13 protein-coding genes and 1 pseudogene are annotated in these 22,140 nt (G+C 39.6%); 9 read left to right on the top strand and 5 right to left on the bottom strand.

Going from position 1 to position 22,140, the window contains the following annotated elements:
* The first annotated feature begins 6 nt into the window (after window positions 1-6).
* Window positions 7-3,093: a ligand-binding sensor domain-containing diguanylate cyclase gene (locus V7783_RS16840; protein ID WP_335679705.1), complete on the top strand. Its 3,087-nt coding sequence runs from the start codon at window positions 7-9 to the stop codon at window positions 3,091-3,093.
* 90 nt (window positions 3,094-3,183) lie between these two features.
* Here V7783_RS16840 and V7783_RS16835 read toward each other — a convergent pair whose 3' ends face one another.
* From V7783_RS16835 to V7783_RS16820, 4 genes are all read right to left on the bottom strand, one after another.
* Window positions 3,184-5,346 carry a YncE family protein gene (locus V7783_RS16835; RefSeq protein WP_442961389.1) on the bottom strand — a complete coding sequence of 721 codons (2,163 nt, stop codon included), beginning with the start codon at window positions 5,344-5,346 and terminating at the stop codon, window positions 3,184-3,186.
* A 266-nt stretch (window positions 5,347-5,612) separates the two neighbouring features.
* Window positions 5,613-7,478, bottom strand: coding sequence for a 1-deoxy-D-xylulose-5-phosphate synthase (dxs, locus tag V7783_RS16830; RefSeq protein ID WP_335679704.1), 1,866 nt, complete (start codon window positions 7,476-7,478; stop codon window positions 5,613-5,615).
* Between the two features lie 104 nt (window positions 7,479-7,582).
* The gene (gene ispA, locus V7783_RS16825) at window positions 7,583-8,470 is read right to left on the bottom strand and encodes a (2E,6E)-farnesyl diphosphate synthase (protein WP_335679703.1); all 888 of its coding nucleotides are present in this window, start codon (window positions 8,468-8,470) and stop codon (window positions 7,583-7,585) included.
* A 3-nt stretch (window positions 8,471-8,473) separates the two neighbouring features.
* The gene (locus tag V7783_RS16820) at window positions 8,474-8,716 is read right to left on the bottom strand and encodes an exodeoxyribonuclease VII small subunit (RefSeq protein WP_335679702.1); all 243 of its coding nucleotides are present in this window, start codon (window positions 8,714-8,716) and stop codon (window positions 8,474-8,476) included.
* Between the two features lie 321 nt (window positions 8,717-9,037).
* Here V7783_RS16820 and pomA point away from each other — a divergent pair, with 321 nt between their 5' ends.
* From pomA to V7783_RS16780, 8 genes and pseudogenes are all read left to right on the top strand, one after another.
* The gene (pomA, locus tag V7783_RS16815; RefSeq protein WP_064667296.1) at window positions 9,038-9,805 is read left to right on the top strand and encodes a flagellar motor protein PomA; all 768 of its coding nucleotides are present in this window, start codon (window positions 9,038-9,040) and stop codon (window positions 9,803-9,805) included.
* Between the two features lie 2 nt (window positions 9,806-9,807).
* The gene (locus V7783_RS16810) at window positions 9,808-10,731 is read left to right on the top strand and encodes a flagellar motor protein MotB (RefSeq protein WP_335679701.1); all 924 of its coding nucleotides are present in this window, start codon (window positions 9,808-9,810) and stop codon (window positions 10,729-10,731) included.
* A gap of 137 nt (window positions 10,732-10,868) precedes the next feature.
* Entirely contained in the window at window positions 10,869-11,357 is a 489-nt protein-coding gene (locus tag V7783_RS16805) for a hypothetical protein (protein WP_335679700.1), read from the top strand.
* 63 nt (window positions 11,358-11,420) lie between these two features.
* Window positions 11,421-12,404 (top strand): annotated as a pseudogene (locus V7783_RS16800) (DNA topoisomerase); the annotation flags it as partial.
* Between the two features lie 80 nt (window positions 12,405-12,484).
* Entirely contained in the window at window positions 12,485-14,071 is a 1,587-nt protein-coding gene (locus V7783_RS16795; RefSeq protein WP_290169583.1) for a site-specific integrase, read from the top strand.
* Window positions 14,061-15,941: a hypothetical protein gene (locus V7783_RS16790; RefSeq protein ID WP_335679699.1), complete on the top strand. Its 1,881-nt coding sequence runs from the start codon at window positions 14,061-14,063 to the stop codon at window positions 15,939-15,941. Before V7783_RS16795 ends, V7783_RS16790 begins: the two co-directional genes overlap by 11 nt.
* Window positions 15,934-17,901, top strand: a complete 1,968-nt coding sequence (locus tag V7783_RS16785; protein WP_335679698.1) for a hypothetical protein — start codon at window positions 15,934-15,936, stop codon at window positions 17,899-17,901. Before V7783_RS16790 ends, V7783_RS16785 begins: the two co-directional genes overlap by 8 nt.
* Entirely contained in the window at window positions 17,894-18,346 is a 453-nt protein-coding gene (locus tag V7783_RS16780; protein WP_335679697.1) for a hypothetical protein, read from the top strand. Before V7783_RS16785 ends, V7783_RS16780 begins: the two co-directional genes overlap by 8 nt.
* A 608-nt stretch (window positions 18,347-18,954) precedes the next feature.
* Here the strand turns inward: V7783_RS16780 and V7783_RS16775 are convergent.
* Window positions 18,955-22,140, bottom strand: a complete 3,186-nt coding sequence (locus tag V7783_RS16775) for a type I restriction endonuclease subunit R (RefSeq protein ID WP_335679696.1) — start codon at window positions 22,138-22,140, stop codon at window positions 18,955-18,957.

Raw genomic sequence — 22,140 nt, 5'->3', positions numbered from 1 at the left:
GACGTTATGATGCGGTTTTTATTGGTTATTATTGTGCTGTTATGCAGTATGCCAAGTAAGGCGTCAATTACCGACTATGTTGTACAGCAATGGAATATGCAAAATGGCTTACCATCACAATCATTGAAAAGTGTTGTGCAGGATGAGCAAGGTTATATGTGGCTGGGAACTCAGTTTGGCCTCAGCCGTTTTGATGGTAATACATTCACCAACTACAACACCTTAAATAGTAACTTTTTGCCCAGTAATGGCATTAATAAACTACTGGTCGATAGCGAAGGCTATTTATGGATTGGGACCAAAGATGGTCTCGTAGTGATAGATCCAACCACAATGGCAGCGCAAGAGTTCGCTGTTAAAGGCCAGGTACGGGATATTATAGAAGACGCTAAAGGTAGTCTTTGGGTTGCTGCTAATGGCCTCTATTTTGTATCACGAAATCAAATTAACCTCAGTACAAATAATGGCGTATATACACCCGTTGTGACTGCCAGTTCAGTAAAGCAAATTGTTGGTACTGTGAGCCAGTTGGCATTATCGCCAGAAGGCATTTGGCTGGTAAACGAACGCTACTTGCTACGATTAACAAATTCTTCCTCTGATTTTGCTAAATTGCGCTTGGAACTAACCGCAAAAGTCTCGCTCCCAGAACGTTTAGCACAAACCATAATCCATGATTTAGCTTGGCTTGAAGGTAATTTATATTTAGCTTCAGAGCTCGGTGCTTACTTTTTAGATTTAGATGACGAGCTCAGACCTTTCCCGCTGCCGAATGCCAATAACTCTGCGGTCTATAAATTTATGAGTGACTCCAACGGAGCATTGTGGATTTCGACCTATGGGCGCTTATTATTTCGTGATAACTCAGGTGATTGGCAATGGGTTGAACCCAGCCAGCTTGATCAAAGCATCTGGTTTGCCGATTTATTTCGCGATAATGATAATAATATATGGCTCGCCAGCTTTAGTGAGGGTTTATGGCTTGCCCATGAAGGGCGGATTGAGCGCCACTCAGCTATCTCACAAATGACTGAGGCGGTAATGGCTATTAGCCAAGCCCCCGATGGACGATTGTGGGTGGCAAACCGCAGCGGCGTAGGCTATTTTGACCTCGATAAAAACTTTATTAATCAAATTCCAAGCAATCAATATGGCCGTGCTGCTGTACATGATTTACAGTTTGATGGCTCGCGCTTATACATTGCCACCGGACGCGGAGTGTATTTTTATGAAAACAATACCTTGTTCGCAGTTCCAGGGCGTGCCTTAAAAGATAATCCGGTGTTTGCAATTAGCCGCTCGAGCAAAGGTGGATTTTGGCTTGGCACTGGGCGAGGAATGTACCGGCTGAGTTACGGTGGCTTAACGCCGTTTGCTTATAATGCCTTTTTAGGTAGTAAGTTTATTACCTACGTTGTTGATGAAACAAATTTTGGCCTGATTGGTACCAGTAAAGGGGCTTATTATTTTACCGATCGTGGCATTGAAAAAATTGGTGATCAAACCAGCCTTGAAAGTGCGTATGTTACCAGCATTCTAAATATTGAAGGTGTCGGTATCTTGATCGGCTCATTAAATGATGGTTTGTTTTATCGCAGTGGCCAAGGATATTGGCGCCAGTTAGATGCAACCAATGGCTTGCCTTATGGTTCTATTTTTAGTTTACGATACGATGAGAAACTAAAGCGTATTTGGGTGAGCACCATGAAAGGTGTGTATCGTATGCCGGTTGAACAATTTAGTGGTGATATTGAAAGTTTAAAAGTAGAGCAAGTTATTTCATCATATGACCGTCAGCTTGATGGTAAAGCGAGTCAGTGTTGTACAGGGCTTGGTCATGATGCTGTGGCTGAGTCAGGGAATTCAATGTGGTATCCGAGTTTGCAAGGTGTGGTTGAAATCCCTAAAGATATCGAGCTATTTGGTATTAAACCATTACAACCTAAAGTTGAAAGTTTAAATACAGGCCTGAGAAAGCTTGCCACAGCGGCGCTAGGGCATAACCCCGAGTTAGAAATTGATGAACGTGATATTACTCTAAAATACACCGCAATCGACTATTATGCACCAACCAGTATTGAGTTTCGTTATCGCTTAAGTGGCCTTGACAGTGATTGGCGTTATGCTAATACACGTCGCGAAGCTATTTATACTAATTTACCGCCGGGTGCGTTTTTATTCCAGCTTGAAGCGAAACGCCAAGGTGAAGGTTGGCAAAAGGCGCAACGTACAGAATATTCATTTGTGGTGCCAAGGCGCTTTGATGAGACTATCTACTTTCGATTGCTTATCACTGGTAGCTTTATTTTGTTATTTTATTTGGTGTTCTGGGCATTTAGAAAGCAAGAGCGCCGAAAGCAAACTGTACTCGAAAGCCTGATCACCGAACGGACCGGTGAGCTACGTCAAGCGAATGATAAGCTTAACCAAGTTAACTCGCAGCTGAAATTAATGAGTCACTCCGATGAGCTCACAGGGCTTCGCAGTCGGCGTTTCTTATTTGATCAATTACCAAAAGATATCGAGCATTTCCAGCGTAACTCGCAATCATTACAAGCGCAGGGGAAATCCTTAATATTGTTGATCATTAATTTTGATAATTTTAGCCGTATTAATGACGCCCATGGCCCGATTGGTGGGGATAGTTGCTTGCAGCAAATGGCTGCATTACTCAACTCACGTACTCAGGGATCTGATTATGTGGCGCGTTGGAGTGGTGATGAGTTTTTACTGCTATTACGTGATTTTAAACGCAGTGCTATCGATAGCTATGTTGCTGAGCTTTGCAAAGTTATTTCACAGCATAGTTTTAGATTACCGAGTGGCGATAATATTAATTTAACCGCATCAATTGGTTTTTCATTTTATCCATTACCTTTACTTGGTGGTCAAGTTATCGGTTGGGAGACATCGGTAAACTTAGCGGATATCGCGTTGCATCAAGTTAAAAAACGCGGTGGTGATGGTGTCGCCAATATCACCTTTGATGAACAACTAGATGCTTTTGAATTTGAACAAACCAATAATGTTGAGCAACAGCTGAGTGTATTACAAGCCAATGGTTTGGCTGATATAAAAGTCTGGATGCGCTAATTAAAACACGGCTATAAGAAATGCCCTAACGCATGGCGTTAAGGCATTGGGAGGCCAACTAAGGGCAGTTAAATTAACTGTCCTTGATGGTTAACGGTTTAGCCAAGTTGGTAAGATAGCCACTGATTCAGGGGCTGTGAACGAGTAGCTTAAGTTGGCTGCAATATCACCACTGGGGCTGTTTAAAATATTATCAAAACGCATTACTACGCCATTTGATTTTTCGGCCACATAAAGGTGGTTACCGGTAAACATAATATCGACTGGGTTACCAAGCATAGTCGCAGGTCCTGCGATATTGACACTGACATTACTCAAGCCTGAGCTCATACCAGCATTATTTAAGACAAACAACTTACCATCAGTGGCGTCTGCTGCACTGCCAACATCAGAGACGATTAACGAATCACTGAGTGGATCATAATCGATACCATGGATGTTGGTAGGAGCAGGGAAGGCTGCACCTGCTGTCGCTGGCGTGATCAAGCGATCTTCGCCTGTAATTGTGCTCATACCAGCCATTAGCTTACTGCTAACTTCATCAAACACGGCAATCGTACCATTAGTTAATGCAACAAATGCTCGGTCTGTAGCAACATCGTAATCGACATCCCAAGGACGTGCGCTGTTACTTGGCGTGAGTGTGATAAGCGGACTTGCATCACCTGTCGTACAGGTCGAGAAAACTAAAATTCCCGGTGTGGTGGCATTATTTTCAGCAACAAAAATTAAGCCTCTATCAGATGCTACATCAAGGCCTTTAGGTGAAATGAGACCTGTATTCGCACCACTAATGATTGAATCTTGGCTTAGAGAAAATGCCTCACCATCGCGATGTATTGCCACTTTATTAGAAATGACAATCCCGCCAGTAGAAGTTGTGCTGTCATCAAATGTCGTATAGCTATTACCGGCTTTATCAAAGGTCACGCTTTCGATTGTTTGGCTGGCATTGTAACTTCCCAACTCGCTGGTAAGCGGTGCATTGAGACGTGATATTTGTCCGGTTGTTGGACCGGCAGTACCAGGGTTACTACTGACGGCAACTCCCATTAATGGCATATTAGCTAGATAACTATCTGATACATCCGCCATGTCATTGTGTATGACTGTTTCAGTGATTGATTCTGGCTTACTCGTCGCGGTCACGCTATCAGGGCTGATATCACCACTGGCACCGGAAAATATATTACTAAAAACCAGTACCGCGTCATTTGATTTCTCAGCGACGCGTAAATCGCTGCCTGTTAAGCTGATATCAACAGGGTTACCCAGCATACTTGCTGGGCCTGCAATGCTTCGTGCAACGCTGGTATTACCATCTGCAAGGGATGCGTTATTGATCACAAACAAGGCGCCATCGGTTGCATCACTGGCACTACCGACATCAGAAAGCACTAATTTATTGCTGTTAGCATCATAAGCAATACCATGAATGTTTACAGATATTTTCTCACCGGCTGCATTGCTGGGAGTGATAGTACGTGTCGGCATGGCGACAAAACCGCCATCAACATAATTATCGTATACACCAACATCACCATTGGTTAGCGCCACATATAAACGATCGTTTACATCATCATAAGTAACATCCCACGGTTTTGCGTCTGTTACTGTGCTTGCTAAAGGTGCTGCATCACCCGCTGCTGTAGCGCCAAAAACAGTGATCTGCATGGCATTAAAGTCAGCGACAAAAATAAGTCCACGTTTAGTAGATACATGAATACCTTTAGGGTTGACTAAGGTGGTAGTACTACCCGTAATAGTGCGGTCACGGTTGCTGTCAAACATTGTGCCGTCTGCACGGCTCAAAACTTGGCAAACTGTGCTAATAGCACCATTACCTGAATCGCCGGCTTGTATCAAATTACCCAAGCCATCAAAGGCAACACCTTCATTGCCACCACTATTAAATGTTTTTAACTTCGCAGCATTTTGGTCAATAAGGTCTACCGTACCTGCGTTGTCGGCGCCGTTATTAGCTAAGATAAAGGTTGCTGCTGCAAACCCTGCGCTACCATCAGCTCCATCAGCTCCATCACTGCCATTTGCACCGTCAGTACCATTTGTTCCGTTAGTCCCAGCAACACCTGCCGCGCCTTGTGTACCCGCAGCACCATCGCTTCCATCGTCACCACCACAACCGGTTAAACTAAACAAAATTGCTAAAGTAAGTGCTGATAAGCAAAGTTTACTTGTCATTGATTGAGCGTGAATAGATTGTGTTGTTGCGCCTGATTTGAACGTTTTCATAATTTGTACCTTCTTAAATATTCCATCAAATGTGAACATACAAAGAGTTTTGCTTAAAACAGCTTATATAAAAGCGTGAACGCTTTGCTCACGAGTTAACCTCAGTGAATAAACGTGACAGGGGAATAATTGGATGCAAGAAAATGAAAAACAATTAAAGTTTTTTATAGTTATTTGATTTTAAAGTAATAATAAAAAAGGAGCGTATGCTCCTTTTTTATTATTTCAGCTGACATTGCTCAAGTGTTTACTCGCAACAGCGTAGCTTAGTCTGCTATAAAGTTTTTAATACTATCGAGTATGCCTTGCGAGCCTAAGCCCATCTCATCGTGCATTTGCTCTTGTGTACCGTGTTTGATGAATTCATCCGGAATACCTAAATTTAGGATGCTTACATTTGCTTTTATAGCTGCTAAATACTCATTAACGGCAGAGCCTGCGCCACCAACAATAGCATTATCTTCAAGTGTGATAATAACATCATGATCAGCTAATAAACTGTCGATTAAGTCGCTATCTAGTGGCTTAACAAAACGCATATCGACGAGACTGGCGTTGAGCTCTTTCGCAGCCAGTTGAGCATTCTCAAGTAAGGTACCAAAAGAGCAAATAGCGATTTTAGCACCTTGCTTAATTACTCGGCCTTTGCCAATTTCAAGCTCGGTCATTTGCTCGCTTATTTCAGTTGTACCTGCGCTACCACGAGGATAGCGTACCGCGACAGGTTGATTACATTGGTAACCTGTGTAAAGCATTTGGCGGCATTCATTAGTATCACTAGGCGCCATAATGATCATATTTGGAATACAGCGCATAAAACTTAAATCGTAAGCACCTTGATGGGTTTCACCATCCGCACCCACAATACCTGCCCGGTCAATGGCAAATAATACCGGTAAGTTTTGCAGTGCAACATCGTGTATCAGTTGATCATACGCGCGTTGTAAAAAGCTAGAATAAATAGCAACAACAGGTTTTAATCCCTCACAAGCGAAACCTGCCGCTAGAGTAACGGCATGTTGTTCAGCAATAGCAACATCAAAATATTGCTCAGGGTGCTCTTTTGAAAAGCGAACCATGCCTGAGCCTTCACGCATGGCTGGGGTGATGGCCATCAATTTGTCATCTTGGCTTGCCATATCACACAGCCAATCACCAAATACTTTAGAGAAGGTCGCAGCACCGGGGGTTGATTTTGGTAAACTTGAAATCGCCGGATCAAATTTTGGCACGCCATGATAACCAATCGGATCGGCTTCAGCTGGTTTGTAGCCTTTACCTTTTTGCGTTTTGATATGCAGTAGCTGTGGGCCTTTTAAATTACGCATATTACGTAAGGTATCTACCAACATATTTACATCGTGACCGTCGATTGGGCCGATATAATTTAAGCCAAGCTCCTCAAAAAATGTACCAGGGATCACCATGCCTTTTAAGTGTTCTTCCATGCGGCTGGCTAATTCTTTTACAGGAGGAACACCTGAAAGTAGCTTTTTACTGCCTTCGCGAATGTTAGTGTAAAAACTGCCAGATAAGATACGCGCAAAGTGATTAGTGAGTGCCCCCACGTTTTCTGAAATCGACATTTCGTTATCATTTAATATGATCAACATGTCAGATTTAACATCACCTAAGTGATTCATTGCTTCAAATGCCATACCCGCTGTGATCGCACCATCGCCAATAACCGCAACTGTTTTACGACCTTTGCCTTCTTTTTGCGCCGCAATAGACATGCCTAAAGCCGCAGAAATCGAAGTGCTTGAGTGGCCTACACTAAAAGTGTCGTATTGGCTTTCTTCACGAAATGGGAAAGGGTGCAGACCATCTTTTTGGCGAATAGTATGCATTTGGTCGCGACGACCCGTTAAAATTTTATGCGGGTAAGCTTGATGGCCCACATCCCACACTAAACGGTCTTCAGGAGTATTGTAAACATAATGCAGTGCCACAGTCAGCTCTACAGTGCCTAAGCCTGATGCAAGGTGACCACTGCTTTGCGACACTGAGTTAAGTAAATAATCACGCAGCTCATTGCTAAATGCAGGTAATTTTTGTTGCGCTAAATCACGCAGTTGGGCTGGTTCGTCAACCAAACCTAATAATGGATACTTGCTACTATCAAGTGTCATGATTTTTAATACATCCTTCGCTAACCAGACGTTATTATAACGCAATGTTACTCTGGTTTTTTAGTTATTTTGTACATCATTATCAGCTCAATCTGAAGCTGCAGTTAATAATCGCGTTCCACAATATATTTTGCTAAATTTTCGAGCTCTGTGGTGTCGGCACTTATTGCAGTTAAAGCATGCAATGCTTGTTCAAGTAAGTGTTGTGCTTTTTGTTTTGCACCAGGGAGTCCAAGTAACGCCGGGTAGGTTGCTTTATTTGCAGCAACATCGGAACCTTGTGGTTTTCCTAGCACTTGAGTATCGCCTTCGACATCTAGGATATCGTCTTGTACCTGAAAAGCCAGTCCAATTGCATCACCAAACTGCTTTAATTGTAATAATGTATGTTGATCGATATCCGTTGCACACAACGCCCCTAAGGTAATTGCGCAGTTTAGCAAAGCACCGGTTTTTAGCTGATGAATACGCTCCAGCTCAACAAGCGTCACCTCGGTGTTTGTTGCGGCTATATCTAATGCTTGGCCACCCACCATACCTTCAATACCAGATGCTTTGGCAAGTGTTGCGATCATTTTGAGCTGCTGCTGAGCAGGGACATTAAATGCATGATTGGCAATTAAATCAAATGCCAGTGTTTGCAACGCATCGCCCGCTAAAATTGCATGAGCTTCACCATAGACAATATGGCAAGTAGGCCTACCGCGGCGTAAATCATCATCGTCCATTGCAGGTAAGTCATCATGGACTAACGAATAACTATGAATACATTCAATGGCGGCGGCTAAAATATCTAAATCTTGATGTTTTGCACCTAGCATTCTACCAGTAGCGTACACCAAAAAAGGTCGCAGTCGTTTACCGCCGTTTAAAACACTATAATGAGTAGCCAGTTTGATACTTTGCTCGGTATCCAGTGGTTGCTCAAAATACCGATTGAGAGTGGCTTCAACATCACGTTGAGCACATTTAATTTGCTCTGTTATTAACACTCGTTATTCCAAATCATTATCAAAGTTAGTAAGCGCTGCCTGAGAGTCATTACCCATCAAAATAGCGACTTTTTGTTCAGCTTGTTGCAACTTACTAGATGATGCGCCAGCTAAAGCGATGCCGCGTTCAAATTGTTTTAACGATTGTTCAAGCGAAAGCTCGCCTTGCTCCATTTCTGTGACGATTAAGGATAATTCTTCGAGCGCTTGCTCGAAGCTTAGGTTCTCTGGTTTTTTAGTCGCCATAGTGGATCCAACTTAGATGATAGAAATGTGAGGCCAATTTTAGGGGGAATGCTAAACTAGGTCAAAGGCTGATGCATTTTTTTTGAATAATAAACCTGAACTTTGGATAATAAAGCAGTTTCGCACCACTATTAATGGTTTGAACCTTTACTTAAACCTTGCAGGTTAAGCATGGTAGATTAAAATGCCACTAGAGCTGGATATGTTCATTTCATTTTTTTCAGTAAATGGTTTAAGTAATTCAATACATTGCCGATAAGCAGTTAATAATAAAAATTTACTGCCACGGGCAGTAAAGCATGAGTTCCTTTGGAGGGGTAAGTGGATTTAGCAACCATTATAGGTATTCTCGGCGCTATTGGCTTGATTGTCATGTCCATGTTTTTGAGTAGCAGCGGCGAAGTAGCGATGTTCTACAATACTCCGTCTGTGGTGATTGTATTTGGTGGTTCGATTTTTATCGTGTTATCAAACTATACAATGGGCCAGTTCTTTGGCATTGGTAAAGTGGCTGCCAAAGCGTTTATGTTTAAAATTGAATCCCCAGAAGAACTTATCGAAAAAGCAGTTGAACTTGCTGATTCAGCACGTAAGGGGGGGTTTTTAGCACTCGAAGAAGCCGAAATACCAAATGCATTTATGCGTAAAGGAGTCGACATGCTTGTCGATGGCCATGACGCGGATGTGGTTAGAGCGACGCTGCAAAAAGATATTGCCCTTACTTCTACTCGTCATGAATCGGGAGCTGGCTTATTTAAAGCGCTTGCCGATATTGCACCGGCGATGGGGATGATTGGTACACTCATCGGCCTTGTGGCTATGCTATCAAATATGGATGACCCGAAAGCAATTGGACCAGCAATGGCGGTGGCGCTTTTAACAACGTTATACGGAGCATTTTTGGCCAACGTGGTTGCAATACCAATTCAAGTTAAGTTAGAGCTGCGTAAAGACGAAGAAGCCATGAACCAGCGTTTGATTTTAGATGCTGTATTAGGTATTCAGGATGGTCAGAATCCAAAAGTTATCGAAGGTATCTTGAAAAACTACCTCGCTGAATCAAAACGAAAAGTTGATACTGAGGAGTAAGCATGTCTGATCAAGAGTGCAAGTGCCCACCACCAGGGCTTCCTGCTTGGATGGGAACGTTTGCGGATTTGATGTCGCTATTGATGTGCTTCTTTGTACTTTTGCTCGCGTTCTCAGAAATGGATGTGCTGAAATTTAAACAAATCGCGGGCTCGATGAAATTTGCTTTTGGTGTGCAAAATAAAATTGAAGTTAAAGATATTCCTAAGGGCACATCGGTTATTGCGATGGAATTCACCCCGGGTAAACCAGAGCCGACACCAATAGAAACAATTCAACAGCAAACCGTGGAAATGACTCAGCAAATGTTGGAGTTTCAGGCTGGTGATGAAAGTTCTGCCGGTGGCCGCCAAGAACAACGTGGTAACAAGCGCGGTGGTGAATCACAAAGTACAGCGCAGCAACAAGCTTCTGAGCAGTCAACCGCAGCAGCCGACCAAGAGCAAGTAAATGAGCTCGTGAAAAAAATAGCGCAGCAGTTAGAGCAGCAAATCATGGACGGGGCGATTGAGCTGGAATCGTTAGGTCAGCAAATTATTATCCGCATTCGTGAAAACGGCTCATTTCCCTCGGGCAGTGCTTTTTTACAACCTAAATTCAAACCAATTATTCGTGATATAGCCACGCTTTTAAAAGATGTACCTGGGGAAATTACTGTTTCTGGGCATACTGATGATTTTCAAGTATCCAACGAGTTATATACCAATAACTGGGATTTATCATCGAAACGAGCGGTAGCAGTAGCAACCGAAATGCAAAAAGCGCAAGGCTTTGATAAAACCCGTATGGTTGTCGTCGGCCATGCAGAAACACGGCCACTAGTTCCTAATGAGACTGACGCAGATAGACGTCGTAATCGCCGCGTAGAAATATCAATCATGCAGGGTAAGGCAAAAGAATCTGATCCAATAGATGTTCGTCAATGATGCTTGGCAAAGTACCTAATTTAGCTTAAAGTAACTTTTTAACAAGTGTAACGGAGTGACGTATGAAAAAGATTGATAAATATAGTTATATGCCGGGCAATGGTTCTGGTGATGATGATAAAAAGCCAGACTAACTAATGCCTGATTGGTTTATAAGTACTATATCTTTACTTAATAAAAGCTGGGTGTTTTTTTTAAGCCCAGCTATTTTTGTTTTTTATCTTCGCAAAGATTGGCTTGCTTTGCGGTTTACCTTAGTGACAGCACTATTTTTTTTATATGGAACTTTGATACACGAGAGCCTAAGAGAGTTAGATGAGCCTTATATATGGCGTTATGTTGTATGGGCATTTAACGATTTAGCCTGGATGGCCTTGATTGCTTATTTAGGGATTAAAGATAAGGTTTACCTTTGGCAAAGTGTCATTGGCCAACTTGTAGTTATAGCTGCACCCTTATTACAATTATTTCGTTTGGTTGATCGTCACTTGTGGGATCTCTCCTACAGCACGATGATGTATAAAACACTGCTACCTATCATTAATACTGCGACAGTTGTGGTGTGTTATTTACCGTTGATATATCTATTTATACGTAAACGTAAATCAGCCATACAGCCACTTTAATATTTCGTTACGATTAACGCTATGCTAAACTACTGTTCATATAAACAGTTGTAGTGGCTTGTTATGAAATTATACATTGCTGAAAAACCATCTTTAGGTCGTGCGATTGCTGATGCCCTACCAAAACCACATAAAAAGCATGATGGCTATATTGAAGTAGCCAACGGTGATTGCGTTTCATGGTGTATAGGTCATTTGCTCGAACAAGCAGAACCAGATGACTACAACGAACAGTACAAAAAGTGGCGTTTTGATGATTTACCTATAGTGCCTGAGCAATGGCAATTAAAGGCGAAATCAAAAACCCGAAAGCAACTCACTGTCCTTAAGAAGTTAATCAAGCAAGCTGAACTGCTTGTTCATGCTGGCGATCCCGACCGTGAAGGCCAATTACTTGTTGATGAAGTGATTGAGCAAGTCAAGTTATCACAAGCCAAAAAGTGCAGTATCCAACGGTTATTGATCAGTGATCTAAACGTGAGTGCGGTTAAAAAAGCATTAGCGAATATGCGTAGCAATCGTGATTTTATTCCTCTAAGTGTTTCTGCACTGGCGCGCTCTCGTGCTGATTGGTTGTTTGGCATGAATTTAACGCGTGCTTATACTCTTGCGGGGCAAAAAGCAGGGTTTGGTAATGTACTTTCTGTTGGCCGAGTACAAACACCAATTTTAGGTTTGGTGGTAAATCGCGATAACGACATAGCTAATTTTGTCGCTAAACCATTTTACGAAGTACTTGCCCATTTGAATACCCAAGAACAACAGAGTTTTACTGCTAAATGGCAACCAAGTAAAGCGTGTGAACCTTATCAAGATGAAGAGGGGCGGGTGTTACATCGAGGTCTTGCAAAAAATGTTGCAACACGTATCACTGAGCAACCCGGTGAAGTGACAGCACTTGAGCAAAAGCAGAAAAAACAGCAAGCGCCTTTACCGTATAATTTGTCAGCCCTGCAAATAGATGCTGCCAAAGCGTTTACCATGCCAGCGCAAAAGGTGTTGGATATTTGCCAAGTTTTATATGAACGCCATAAACTTATTACCCACTAAAGCTATTTACTTACTAATATGTAATTGTTGACTTTTAAAGTTGAGAATTAGTTACTTTTATTAGAGTGAGTTATTTAATGACAACCTTCAGGGCAGAGACAACAAGCTTTAAAAATTATACTTATAGAACCCCTATAGTCGAAGCAGATGAATATGGAAAATTAACAGTAAAGCATAGCCAGTATGACCGTGGTGTTCTTATAAAAAAATTAGTTTTGTTAAACGAAGTTGGTTACGACAAAAATAATAAATTAGTTTCATTTAAGCCAATAGATATTGTGAATGAATTTATACTTTCGCACCACTTAGATGATGGCAAGCTAGAGTCATCTCAATTGGCTCAAGGTATGGCACATTACTTTCAGTTTATTATTGATCATCAAAAAAAGTGGGATGATGATTATGATGCTGACGTCTATGATCCAATATATGACGAGCCTAGACCAAGTTGGGACTATTTCCCTAAACGTAAGGTCGAACGGCTTACTTATAAGTATAGGGATACACTTAAAAAGCTTGTTATCGACCCTACGAATAAAGAGAACAGTTTAGCAAGAACAACAGCTAAAGCTTATATTTCTTCAGTAGTCAGGTTCTACAAATATTATCTACGTAAGGGGCTAAAATTTAATAACCCTCCTTTCTCGCATGAAATTATTACGTTAAATCTGCAATCCTCTTCAACGAGTATGAACTCATTCCATCAAAAAGTAATTCATACAACGGATCTCCGTCTGAGCTTTAGTAAACCTCAGGTTAGTAGCGGTATGGCTCTTGAAAACTGTCGTCGTGACTTAAGGCCAATGAGTGATAAGCAATGGATGGTAGCTCAAAATATTTTGACAAAATCACAACGTGTAATTCGTTTTGGTCAAGACGAAAATAAAACGGCTTCGTTGCCTATTGAGTTTTCACTAGGTTTTATGATTTGTCGTTATACAGGTCTTCGAAGAGAAGAAATGGCTAGCCTCCATTTAGGTCAAATTATCAAGCCTAAAAAAGTTATCAAAGAAGGCGAAGAGGTTTATGAAAATGATATTTTAAGACTGAGTGTGGGCGATGGATATGGCTCTTTGACTAAAACTAAAGGCAAAGGTAACAAACCGAGGAAAACTATTATTCCAGCACGGTTAATGGAAGAAATTTATAATTACACCCAATCAGAACGATATTTAAAACGCTTGAATAAATTTAATGACTTTTGCAGAGTTCAAGTTGAAAAAGGTAATACATCTATTTTTGAAGGTGATGATGCTATTGATAAAACTAAAGAGTATCTTTTTATAACGCAAACAGGCGTTCCTTTATTTACTAGACCAAGTGATTTTACAGGGCGTTGGATCGAAGTCAGAAATACCATCAACAACACGCTTGATTTAGAGCATAAAACACTAGCCTCAATACATAACCTTCGCTCTACGTTTGCTGTTGATATATTTAGACGTTTGTTGCGCAACCATGTTAAGCCTGATATTTCATTAGATTATGTAGCTTCACTTCTTGGCCATGAAAACCGTCAAACCACTATGGAGTATTTGAAAATTGCACAGAATGCACCTACTGGAGATGAGATTTATGAAGATGTATTGACTTATTTAGGGGTTTTGAATGGTTTCACTGAACAAATTAATATTCAATTAGATGGGAGTATTAATGGCGCGTAAACGTGTAAACCTCGAAACAACTATAACGCTTAAAAAAGCATCTATTGATATTTTAAACATCGATGATATGGCTTGTCTTAACAAAACAGGAGGAAAATTTGAATTTAAACGGTTACGTTATCGAGGTGTTCCCACAACGATTGCAACAGGCAAAAGAAAAGGAGAGTTTAAAGCTACTGAGCTGATTTTAGCTAATCGTGATGATTTTATCCGTGCGGTCTATAAGCTCATGCCTGATAGTCCTTCTTGTACATTCCATAGCCATATAAAGGTCGGTTTAGTCTCATACTTAAGGTATATTGACGAATATAGCCCGCAGTCTACGCCTTTTTCCTTAGATGAAATGAATAAATGTATCAAACATTTTAATCAGCTGGCCTTGCAAGGTGTGACTACTTCAAGAGCAAGCCGAGTTCGCGCTGCTTTGTCTATTATTTTAAAAGGATTCAATCGTACTCATGATGCTGAAAAATTAGCTTTAGTATCTAATTATCAAGCTAGCGGCAAACAATGTGCGTATGACATTGAAACTGAACTAAAGCCCGTTTCGCGCCTCCTTATAAAAGGTTACCTCGAACTTATTCAACATATAAAAAATGATACGCATCCAGAAGTACATCCTTTTTTTGATGAGGATTTATTCAATAACATGGTAGAAAAATTTGGGTGGAAGAATGTAAATATAAAAAAAAATGCGTTCAAACACGCCATGTTGATAAATAACGCTATAAAAAGCCAAAAAGATTTTAGTGATAGGGTTTTGCAACGTCAGGCATTATTTAATCAAGCCTCCCGCTGTGCTTTATATTTATTTTTTATGTGGACAGGTATGAATGACTCTGTTTTAAAGAAAATGAAGCGCAGTGACATTTCCTTTAAAAGTGTTGGTTCTGATGTATATATTTTTGAAGGTGTTAAAGGAAGAGCTAATTACAAGAACATTGATCATTCGTTAGGTTTTTCTAAATACGCGAAAAACTTGATAGCAGATTGGCTTGAAGTATCAAAAGCTCATTTTATATTGGCTGGTATTAATGATATTGAAGATCAACCATTTATTCCGTTTGTTGATTCAAATTTAAAAATTAAGAACTTTTTTGATCATGGTGCAGGTTCGGATAGGATCAATAAACTTATCGGGAAATTATTACCTTTTAGGATTAACTCCTCACGATTTCGCAAAACTAAATCAGATATTTTAATACGCGTAACTGAAGATATGTACCTTGTTTCACAGGGGTTGAACAATACAGTAAATGTTGTTGCTAGTTCCTATTCATCAGGTGTAAAAGCTGACCATGAAAGACATTTATCTGCCACATTTGAATCCTTAGCCTTAATTAGCAAAGGTAATACCATCAAAGACTCAGTGAATAATGCCAAGGTGCTCCATAGTGATATATTATCTGATTATGATTATAAGCAACGTTTAAAACGAAACGAAATAAAAATAGCCACGATTTCTCCGCATGGCATCCGATGTTCTGGAGATAAAGATAAGAAAGGGTCTATCGAGCGTAAATATAAGAATTTGGCTATAGAAACGAAGGAAATTGATAAAAAGTGCGCGGATTTTTTATCGTGCTTTGACTGCGAAAACCATGTTTTAATCGCATCAGAATCTGATATTTGGCTAATGCTATCATTTTTAGAGCAAGTGGTTGAACTAAAGAGTATACCTTCTCAAAACTCCATTCCCAAAGAAAAGCTATATCAATTAGAGCTAATGCTGAACAGAACATTAGATAGATTTAGGCAAAAGGCACCGAAAGAGTATGCTAGTGCTGAATTGAAAATGGAATATTCTGATCATCCTTTATTCAAAGGGTTACAAGGGTTTAACGATACTTTGCAGGTTTTTAATGTTTAACACTTTAGAACAATTAGATGATGAATTCAGATGTAACCCTTTTATATCATTTGATTCTGATGGAAATGGTAAGTCTCGTATATTTGATGATAAATGGGATTTTGTTTCACGCCGAGAGTCAACTCGTTATGTTTTTTTTCACAAACTTCCCCTCGAACATAAGAAAAATATACAAAGCTTTACTGCTAAATTGTTCTTTTCAGAAATGGAGCAAGCTATAGACAATCATGTTTCAGTATCAAAACTCCTAAGAACAAAAAAAAACTTATGGGCAATAGCTAAAGTATGGGGTAAATCAGACTTTTCACTTCTCTCAAATGACATAGAGTGGTCTAAGCTTAAGGAAGGTATGAAAGGGCGTATGCCTATACTCACACTTAAAGATATATGTACTACTTTGGGGCAATTGAGTAATGCAGGAGCATTAAATCGATACATAGACCGTAGCGCTTTTAATGACTTGTCAAATGATAAAAAAAGCAAACAACATTTAGCCCTCCCTGCAACGATATACTCTAAAATGCTTCAGCAAGCTGTGGGAGTAGTTGATCAGTATCACCCATACAGACACAAAATTTCATCTGTAATGAATAAAACAATTGCATATTATGAAAGTGAGTTGCCAAAAGAGGTAAGAAAGAGATGTGTGGTAAAGCTAGATGAAAACGGAGTAAAGAATTTAAACCTTAGGGTCGTTAAATATGGTAATAAACTTGGAAGAACGATACCAAACTTTAGCTTTCATATTAGAGGGAAATGGATTACTGAAATTGTAAAGTATTGCTTAATGGTTGTTGTAATGTTTACTGGAATGAGAAATCGAGAATCACGAACTACTAACCCAAATAGCTATAAGGTATTAGCTGGCATATCAATGTTGTGTGGTGATACTTATAAAGGTAATAAGGGAGTAGCAAAAAAAGAAGTATGGGTTACCCATCCTATAGCCTTGAAAGCATTAGAGCTTGCCTATGACGCGACTATGTATGCACGAGAACATTTTAGAAATACATTAGAAAGAAGTTTTACAGAAGGCTTAATTAGCAAAGATGAATATGATAGTGGTTTGGTAGAGTTAGCTTCATCATTTATTACAGTTGGTATGGGGAGTGACAGGTACAAGAAAGTGTTGTCTAATTATAGTTTATCAATTGGTAGCAAAGATTTTTTGAATCTAAAACAACTTGAAATAAAGGCAAGCAATGAAGAAGTGGAAGAGTTCGATTTATTAAACCCTGATTGGCGTGGTGAATTAAAAATAGGTGGCTCACTACCTAAATTGTCTTTACATGATCTAAGGCGTTCTTTTGCGGTTTTTATGGTAAGAAATAAGTTAGGGAACGTACAAACCATTAAACACCAGCTCAAACATAAAAATATTAATATGAGTAATTGGTATGCAAATAATGCTGAACTTATTCGGTCTGAGGATTTATTAATAGATAAAGACTTGATGAGTGAAGTTGATAAAGCGACACAAACCCTTGCTATTGAAGCATTCGATGATATTTATAATGGCTCTCAATATTTGTCAGGAGGGGGAAGCAATCGTGTTATAGAAGAAAGAGAAAAATTATTCGGTAAAGGCGAAACTATAGTTCTATCTCGTAATGAATTAGAGTCATTAGTTCGTAATGGTACAAAGTCGATTGTATTATTGCCAACAGGTGGTTACTGCACTAACCCATCATGTGAAAGAGTTTGCTCAATTGAGTCATTTGTAACAGAGAGTAAGCCATGCCAACACTTAATAATTACCGATAAAGGTGCAAAACAAATGGCTGCACAACGTAAACGGCTAATCGTAGCCTTTGAAAGTTTAAATGAAATGGGGGACTATGCGTATAGCCGTATTCTTATTGGCTACACTGTAAAAATTCGTCAACTTGAGCAAACGCTAAAATCACACAATATTGATTTTGAGCCCTTCATATACACCATCAAGGCAAATCATGAGTAGAGATAAACAAATAACAGAAGCTCGCTTATATGAAGCCTTACAGCGACTCTTAGATGGTCAGCAGCGGCACGTTAAGAGAAATGGCCGGTTGACACTAAATAAAATCAATACCGAAGCTCAGCTTGGAAATAGTTATATCCATAAATTTTCTGATTTTGTAGAGCACGCAAAACCTTTAATTAAGAAATATAATGATAACCGAGAAAGACTGATGGTAGTCGGGTTAGATATTGAAATTAATACCTCACTATCTGAAGTAGACAAGTTAAAGTCAGAGTTACAAAGAGAACGAGCATTAAAACAAAAGTATCGTAAAGAGCGAGATAATGCGCTTCAAGCAAGAAGCTTACTAGAACAAGCTTACTCAGAGCTGGTTAAAAGAGTTGCTGACTTACAGGATGAACGACAAGTGCATGAATACGTTGTTTCACCAATTAAACGATAACTTACTATTTTTATAGTCCTACCTTCATCGATACCGCTAACTATTATTACATCTAATAAAATTTATTCTTCTGTGATTTATTAACAGTATTGTGGTTTTGAAAGCATTAATATAACTTTGATTTCAGGCATTAACAGAGGTTAAGGGGTGAAGCGATCACCCCAAGGTTAGAATCTTTATTGCCGTCCTACATTAAGCTCTGTGGCTAAAAAGCGAGTCAAGTGTCGACCAAGCTCAAATTTTAGGTATCAAAAGCGCATATACGGTCGTTTTTGATGGTTCTTAATGGAGTAGTGAACCATTGTTGTTAAGTAGTCTGCTAATCCCCCGATTTTTGCAGCTAACAGAACGGCTTCTTATTTAAATTCAGCCTTATGGGTTTTACGTGGTTTATTTGTTGTCATAAGTACCTAAATCATTATTGTACTTACTTAGTCGTGTGTATAACACAAACCTTAAACTCACATCTAATTTTATAGCCAAAGTCGTTCCAAGCTGTTTCGACTGGAGATATAACAACATGCCCAGGTGAAGGCCTTTGCTTCCTAGATTCGTTTAAACTGAATATTACTTGCAATAATTCCATTTATTTACCTTTGATCACAACTCTAATGAGAATAAACACTTTGGCCTTGACCAGGGTATTTTTCAAAAATATGCATATAAACCTCGCTACAGGTTTTTGGCCATAAATTGTCATCGTATGATTCAGGTAAGTTATCTAATACCTCCTCAATCATATTTTTAACTCTAGCTTTAGTTCGCTGCTTCTTACGCCAATCAATAACCAGTATTTCCTGCATTTTTCCTGTTAATTCTTTAGCTATTTCTTTAACTTGATTACGTTCTTGCTCTGTTAGTGGTGCGTCTTGAATCATCAAGTCGTACACTGCTAGCTCTTCTTCAGCTAAGCCTTCACGAACGGTACGCTTTTCTTCATGCTCTAACTCATTAATAAACCCTTTCAGGCGATTAAAAAATTCTTCTGCGGTATATGCACCTAAATTATATTCTTCAATTAAATCTAAAAACTTTTGCTGTAAATCTTGGCGCGTTTTGTTTTTAAGCACCATTGGCTGCAATTTCCGCTCAATTAGGTTTTTAAGTTTCTCAGCATCTGATTGTTTCGGTTTCTCAATCGATGAAGCCATTGTCGCTAAAGCATCAAAGTCTATATTTGCAATGTTTATGGGATCTGGCAGATTGCTTTGTATTTTAATAGTGGAAATTGATTCATCTAATAAGTCATTAACTTGGTTACGCACTACATCCAATACATCTTCATCATCAATTGATAAACCAGATTTCAAACGCATTTGAGAATAAATTATATTAATAGCGATACGATAAGGTACATATTGATTAGCGCTATCATCAGGCATAATGGCCTTAAAAATACGGTTAATTTGCCTAATAAAAGACGTGAATTCTTCTTTATTTTTCGGTTCAAGCAGTATTTCGCTGGCGTTATCTAACAATGATAATTTGGCAAAACCATCAGCAGAGGCCGATACAATTTGGGTTAAGTCAATATCAACACTACCTAAAAAGACAATAAGCTCATTGATAGCTATACCTAATGCAGCGACTAGTTCAGATTTGTCTTTTGCAGGGCTATCAACTTTATAAGGTGCGCCGCCTTCAGTAACGCCACCCCCATATAGCCCTAATGCCTGTTGTAGGGCACTAAATATATTAATGTAGTCTACAATCTGTCCCGCAGCCTTTCCCTCATACACACGATTAGCACGTGCAATGGTTTGCATCAAAGTATGGCTTTTAAGCGGCTTATCTAAGTAAAGAGTTGAAACAGACGGGGCATCAAAGCCTGTTAACCACATCGCGCATACAAATACGATTCTTAAGTTATCTTCAGGGTCTTTAAACTTTTCGTCTATTTTTTCTTTTAAGAAGCGCTCTCTGTGTGGTTTATAATCAAGCCCTTTTTTAGCAAGTCGCTCGTCATCATTTTGCCCACCCGACACAACAACCGCCATATCAGCACTTTCCATATGCTCAATTTGAAATTGCAGTTTGTTTAAGCGGCTTCCCGAAGTATGTTTGGCTTTTGCTTTTAAGCTACTGAGCTTTGTTTTCCACGCTTGTTGAACTTTGTCATACATCTTAATGGTAGTGGCTTTATCAATAGATACCAGCATCGCCTTGCCTAACATCCCATTACTGAAAGGGTCACGATTGATATAGTGCTCAACCAAATCAGCAGCAATAGTCTCTAGCCGTTCTTCTCTCGTAATGATGTGATAAGCCTTAGAGAATTCAGACTCTAAACGCGCTTCTTGTTCTTCAGTAAGGTCTGCTTGATCAAGTATGTCAGCAATATCATCTCCAATAGTATCGCTCGACACTGAAACTTCAGGTACACGATTTTCGTAATATAAAGGGAGTGTTGCGCCATCATCAACAGCATCAGCAAAGTTATAGATACTAATGTAGTCACCAAACACTTCCTGTGTTTTAGCCTCTCCTGCAAGCAATGGAGTGCCTGTAAATGCCATAAACGAGGCATTAGGCATAGCATTACGCATATTCATTGCTAAAGAGTCGTATTGGCTTCTGTGGGCCTCATCAGTGATAACAATAATATCGTCACGTTCAGATAAAACCGGATAGTTTCCTTTTTCGTCACCTTTAAACTTTTGGATTAAAGTAAATACAAAGCGGTGATCCTCACCAAGCAACGCTTTTAATTGAACGCCTGAATCTGCTTGGCAGTTTTCGGTAACAATGCCTGCAGAGTTAAAAGTTTTATATATTTGGTCGTCTAAATCGGTTCTATCGGTGACTAATACAAACGTCCAATTACCGGTATATTTACGAAATGCCTTTTTACAAAAGAAAACCATTGAAAAGCTTTTACCGCTACCTTGGGTATGCCAAAAAACACCCAGCTGACCATCACGCTCTTTCACGTTATTAAGGCCACACAATGCCTGATTAACACCTAAGTATTGATGATACTTAGCAATGATTTTAATCGTTTGTTTTGTCTTAATATACAAAGTGTAGTTTTCAATAATATCTAAGAGTCGGTTTTGCTCACACACCCCACGTATAACAACTTCTAAACTAACTCGGCGCTCTTCTTTTTCACTCTCTATTTTCTTCCATTCAGCAAAATGCTCCCACTGGCTAGATATAGAGCCAACCTTTGATTGCACACCATTAGAAAGAATAATAACCTGGTTATAGGTAAATAATTTTGGAATAGTATTTTTGTAATCAGCTAAATTGCTTTTATAAGCGCTAAGTAAGTTTTTATGACTTGCTTTTAGTTCAATAAAAACAAGTGGTAAGCCATTAATAAAGCCGATCAAATCTGGGCGACGAGTTTCAATTTCACCCGTTATGCTCATCTGGCTACAAAGGAAAAAGTCATTGTTAGTAGCATCCGACCAATCTATATATTGAACAACGCAATCATCTTCATCTTCAGCATTTGTTGTATACACATAGCCACTGGTTAATAACTCATAAACTTCTTCATTGGCTGCTATTGCGGTCATCGCGCTTCTATCGCGCGCTATTTCGTCAATGGCTTCTTGAATAATAAGTTTATTAATATCCGGATTTAGCTTTAGTAACGCAGTTTGTAACCTTGCGAATAGCACAACATCATTGCGGGTCTCCCTGCCAAAAAACATAGGGTTATTAGTCAGAGACTCATTATCTAATGAACCAAAAACTTCATCCCAACAAATTGCGGTTTCCCAGCCTAAATCTGAGAATAATTGAATCGCAGGTTGTTCTACTAAAGCATCTTCCGTGTATGTCAT

Source organism: Pseudoalteromonas sp., assembly GCF_036960685.1.
Classification (GTDB): Bacteria; Pseudomonadota; Gammaproteobacteria; order Enterobacterales; family Alteromonadaceae; genus Pseudoalteromonas.
The sequence above is the reverse complement of the archived record's forward strand: the minus strand, read 5'-3'. Positions and strand labels throughout refer to the sequence as shown.

Coding starts and splice junctions, on each gene's coding strand:
- V7783_RS16840 (WP_335679705.1), top strand. CDS start 7: ATGATGCGGTTTTTATTGGTTATTATTGTGCTGTTATGCAGTATGCCA.
- V7783_RS16835 (WP_442961389.1), bottom strand. CDS start 5,346: ATGAAAACGTTCAAATCAGGCGCAACAACACAATCTATTCACGCTCAA.
- dxs (WP_335679704.1), bottom strand. CDS start 7,478: ATGACACTTGATAGTAGCAAGTATCCATTATTAGGTTTGGTTGACGAA.
- V7783_RS16820 (WP_335679702.1), bottom strand. CDS start 8,716: ATGGCGACTAAAAAACCAGAGAACCTAAGCTTCGAGCAAGCGCTCGAA.
- V7783_RS16810 (WP_335679701.1), top strand. CDS start 9,808: ATGTCTGATCAAGAGTGCAAGTGCCCACCACCAGGGCTTCCTGCTTGG.
- V7783_RS16805 (WP_335679700.1), top strand. CDS start 10,869: ATGCCTGATTGGTTTATAAGTACTATATCTTTACTTAATAAAAGCTGG.
- V7783_RS16795 (WP_290169583.1), top strand. CDS start 12,485: ATGACAACCTTCAGGGCAGAGACAACAAGCTTTAAAAATTATACTTAT.
- V7783_RS16790 (WP_335679699.1), top strand. CDS start 14,061: ATGGCGCGTAAACGTGTAAACCTCGAAACAACTATAACGCTTAAAAAA.
- V7783_RS16785 (WP_335679698.1), top strand. CDS start 15,934: ATGTTTAACACTTTAGAACAATTAGATGATGAATTCAGATGTAACCCT.
- V7783_RS16780 (WP_335679697.1), top strand. CDS start 17,894: ATGAGTAGAGATAAACAAATAACAGAAGCTCGCTTATATGAAGCCTTA.
- V7783_RS16775 (WP_335679696.1), bottom strand. CDS start 22,140: ATGACATACACGGAAGATGCTTTAGTAGAACAACCTGCGATTCAATTA.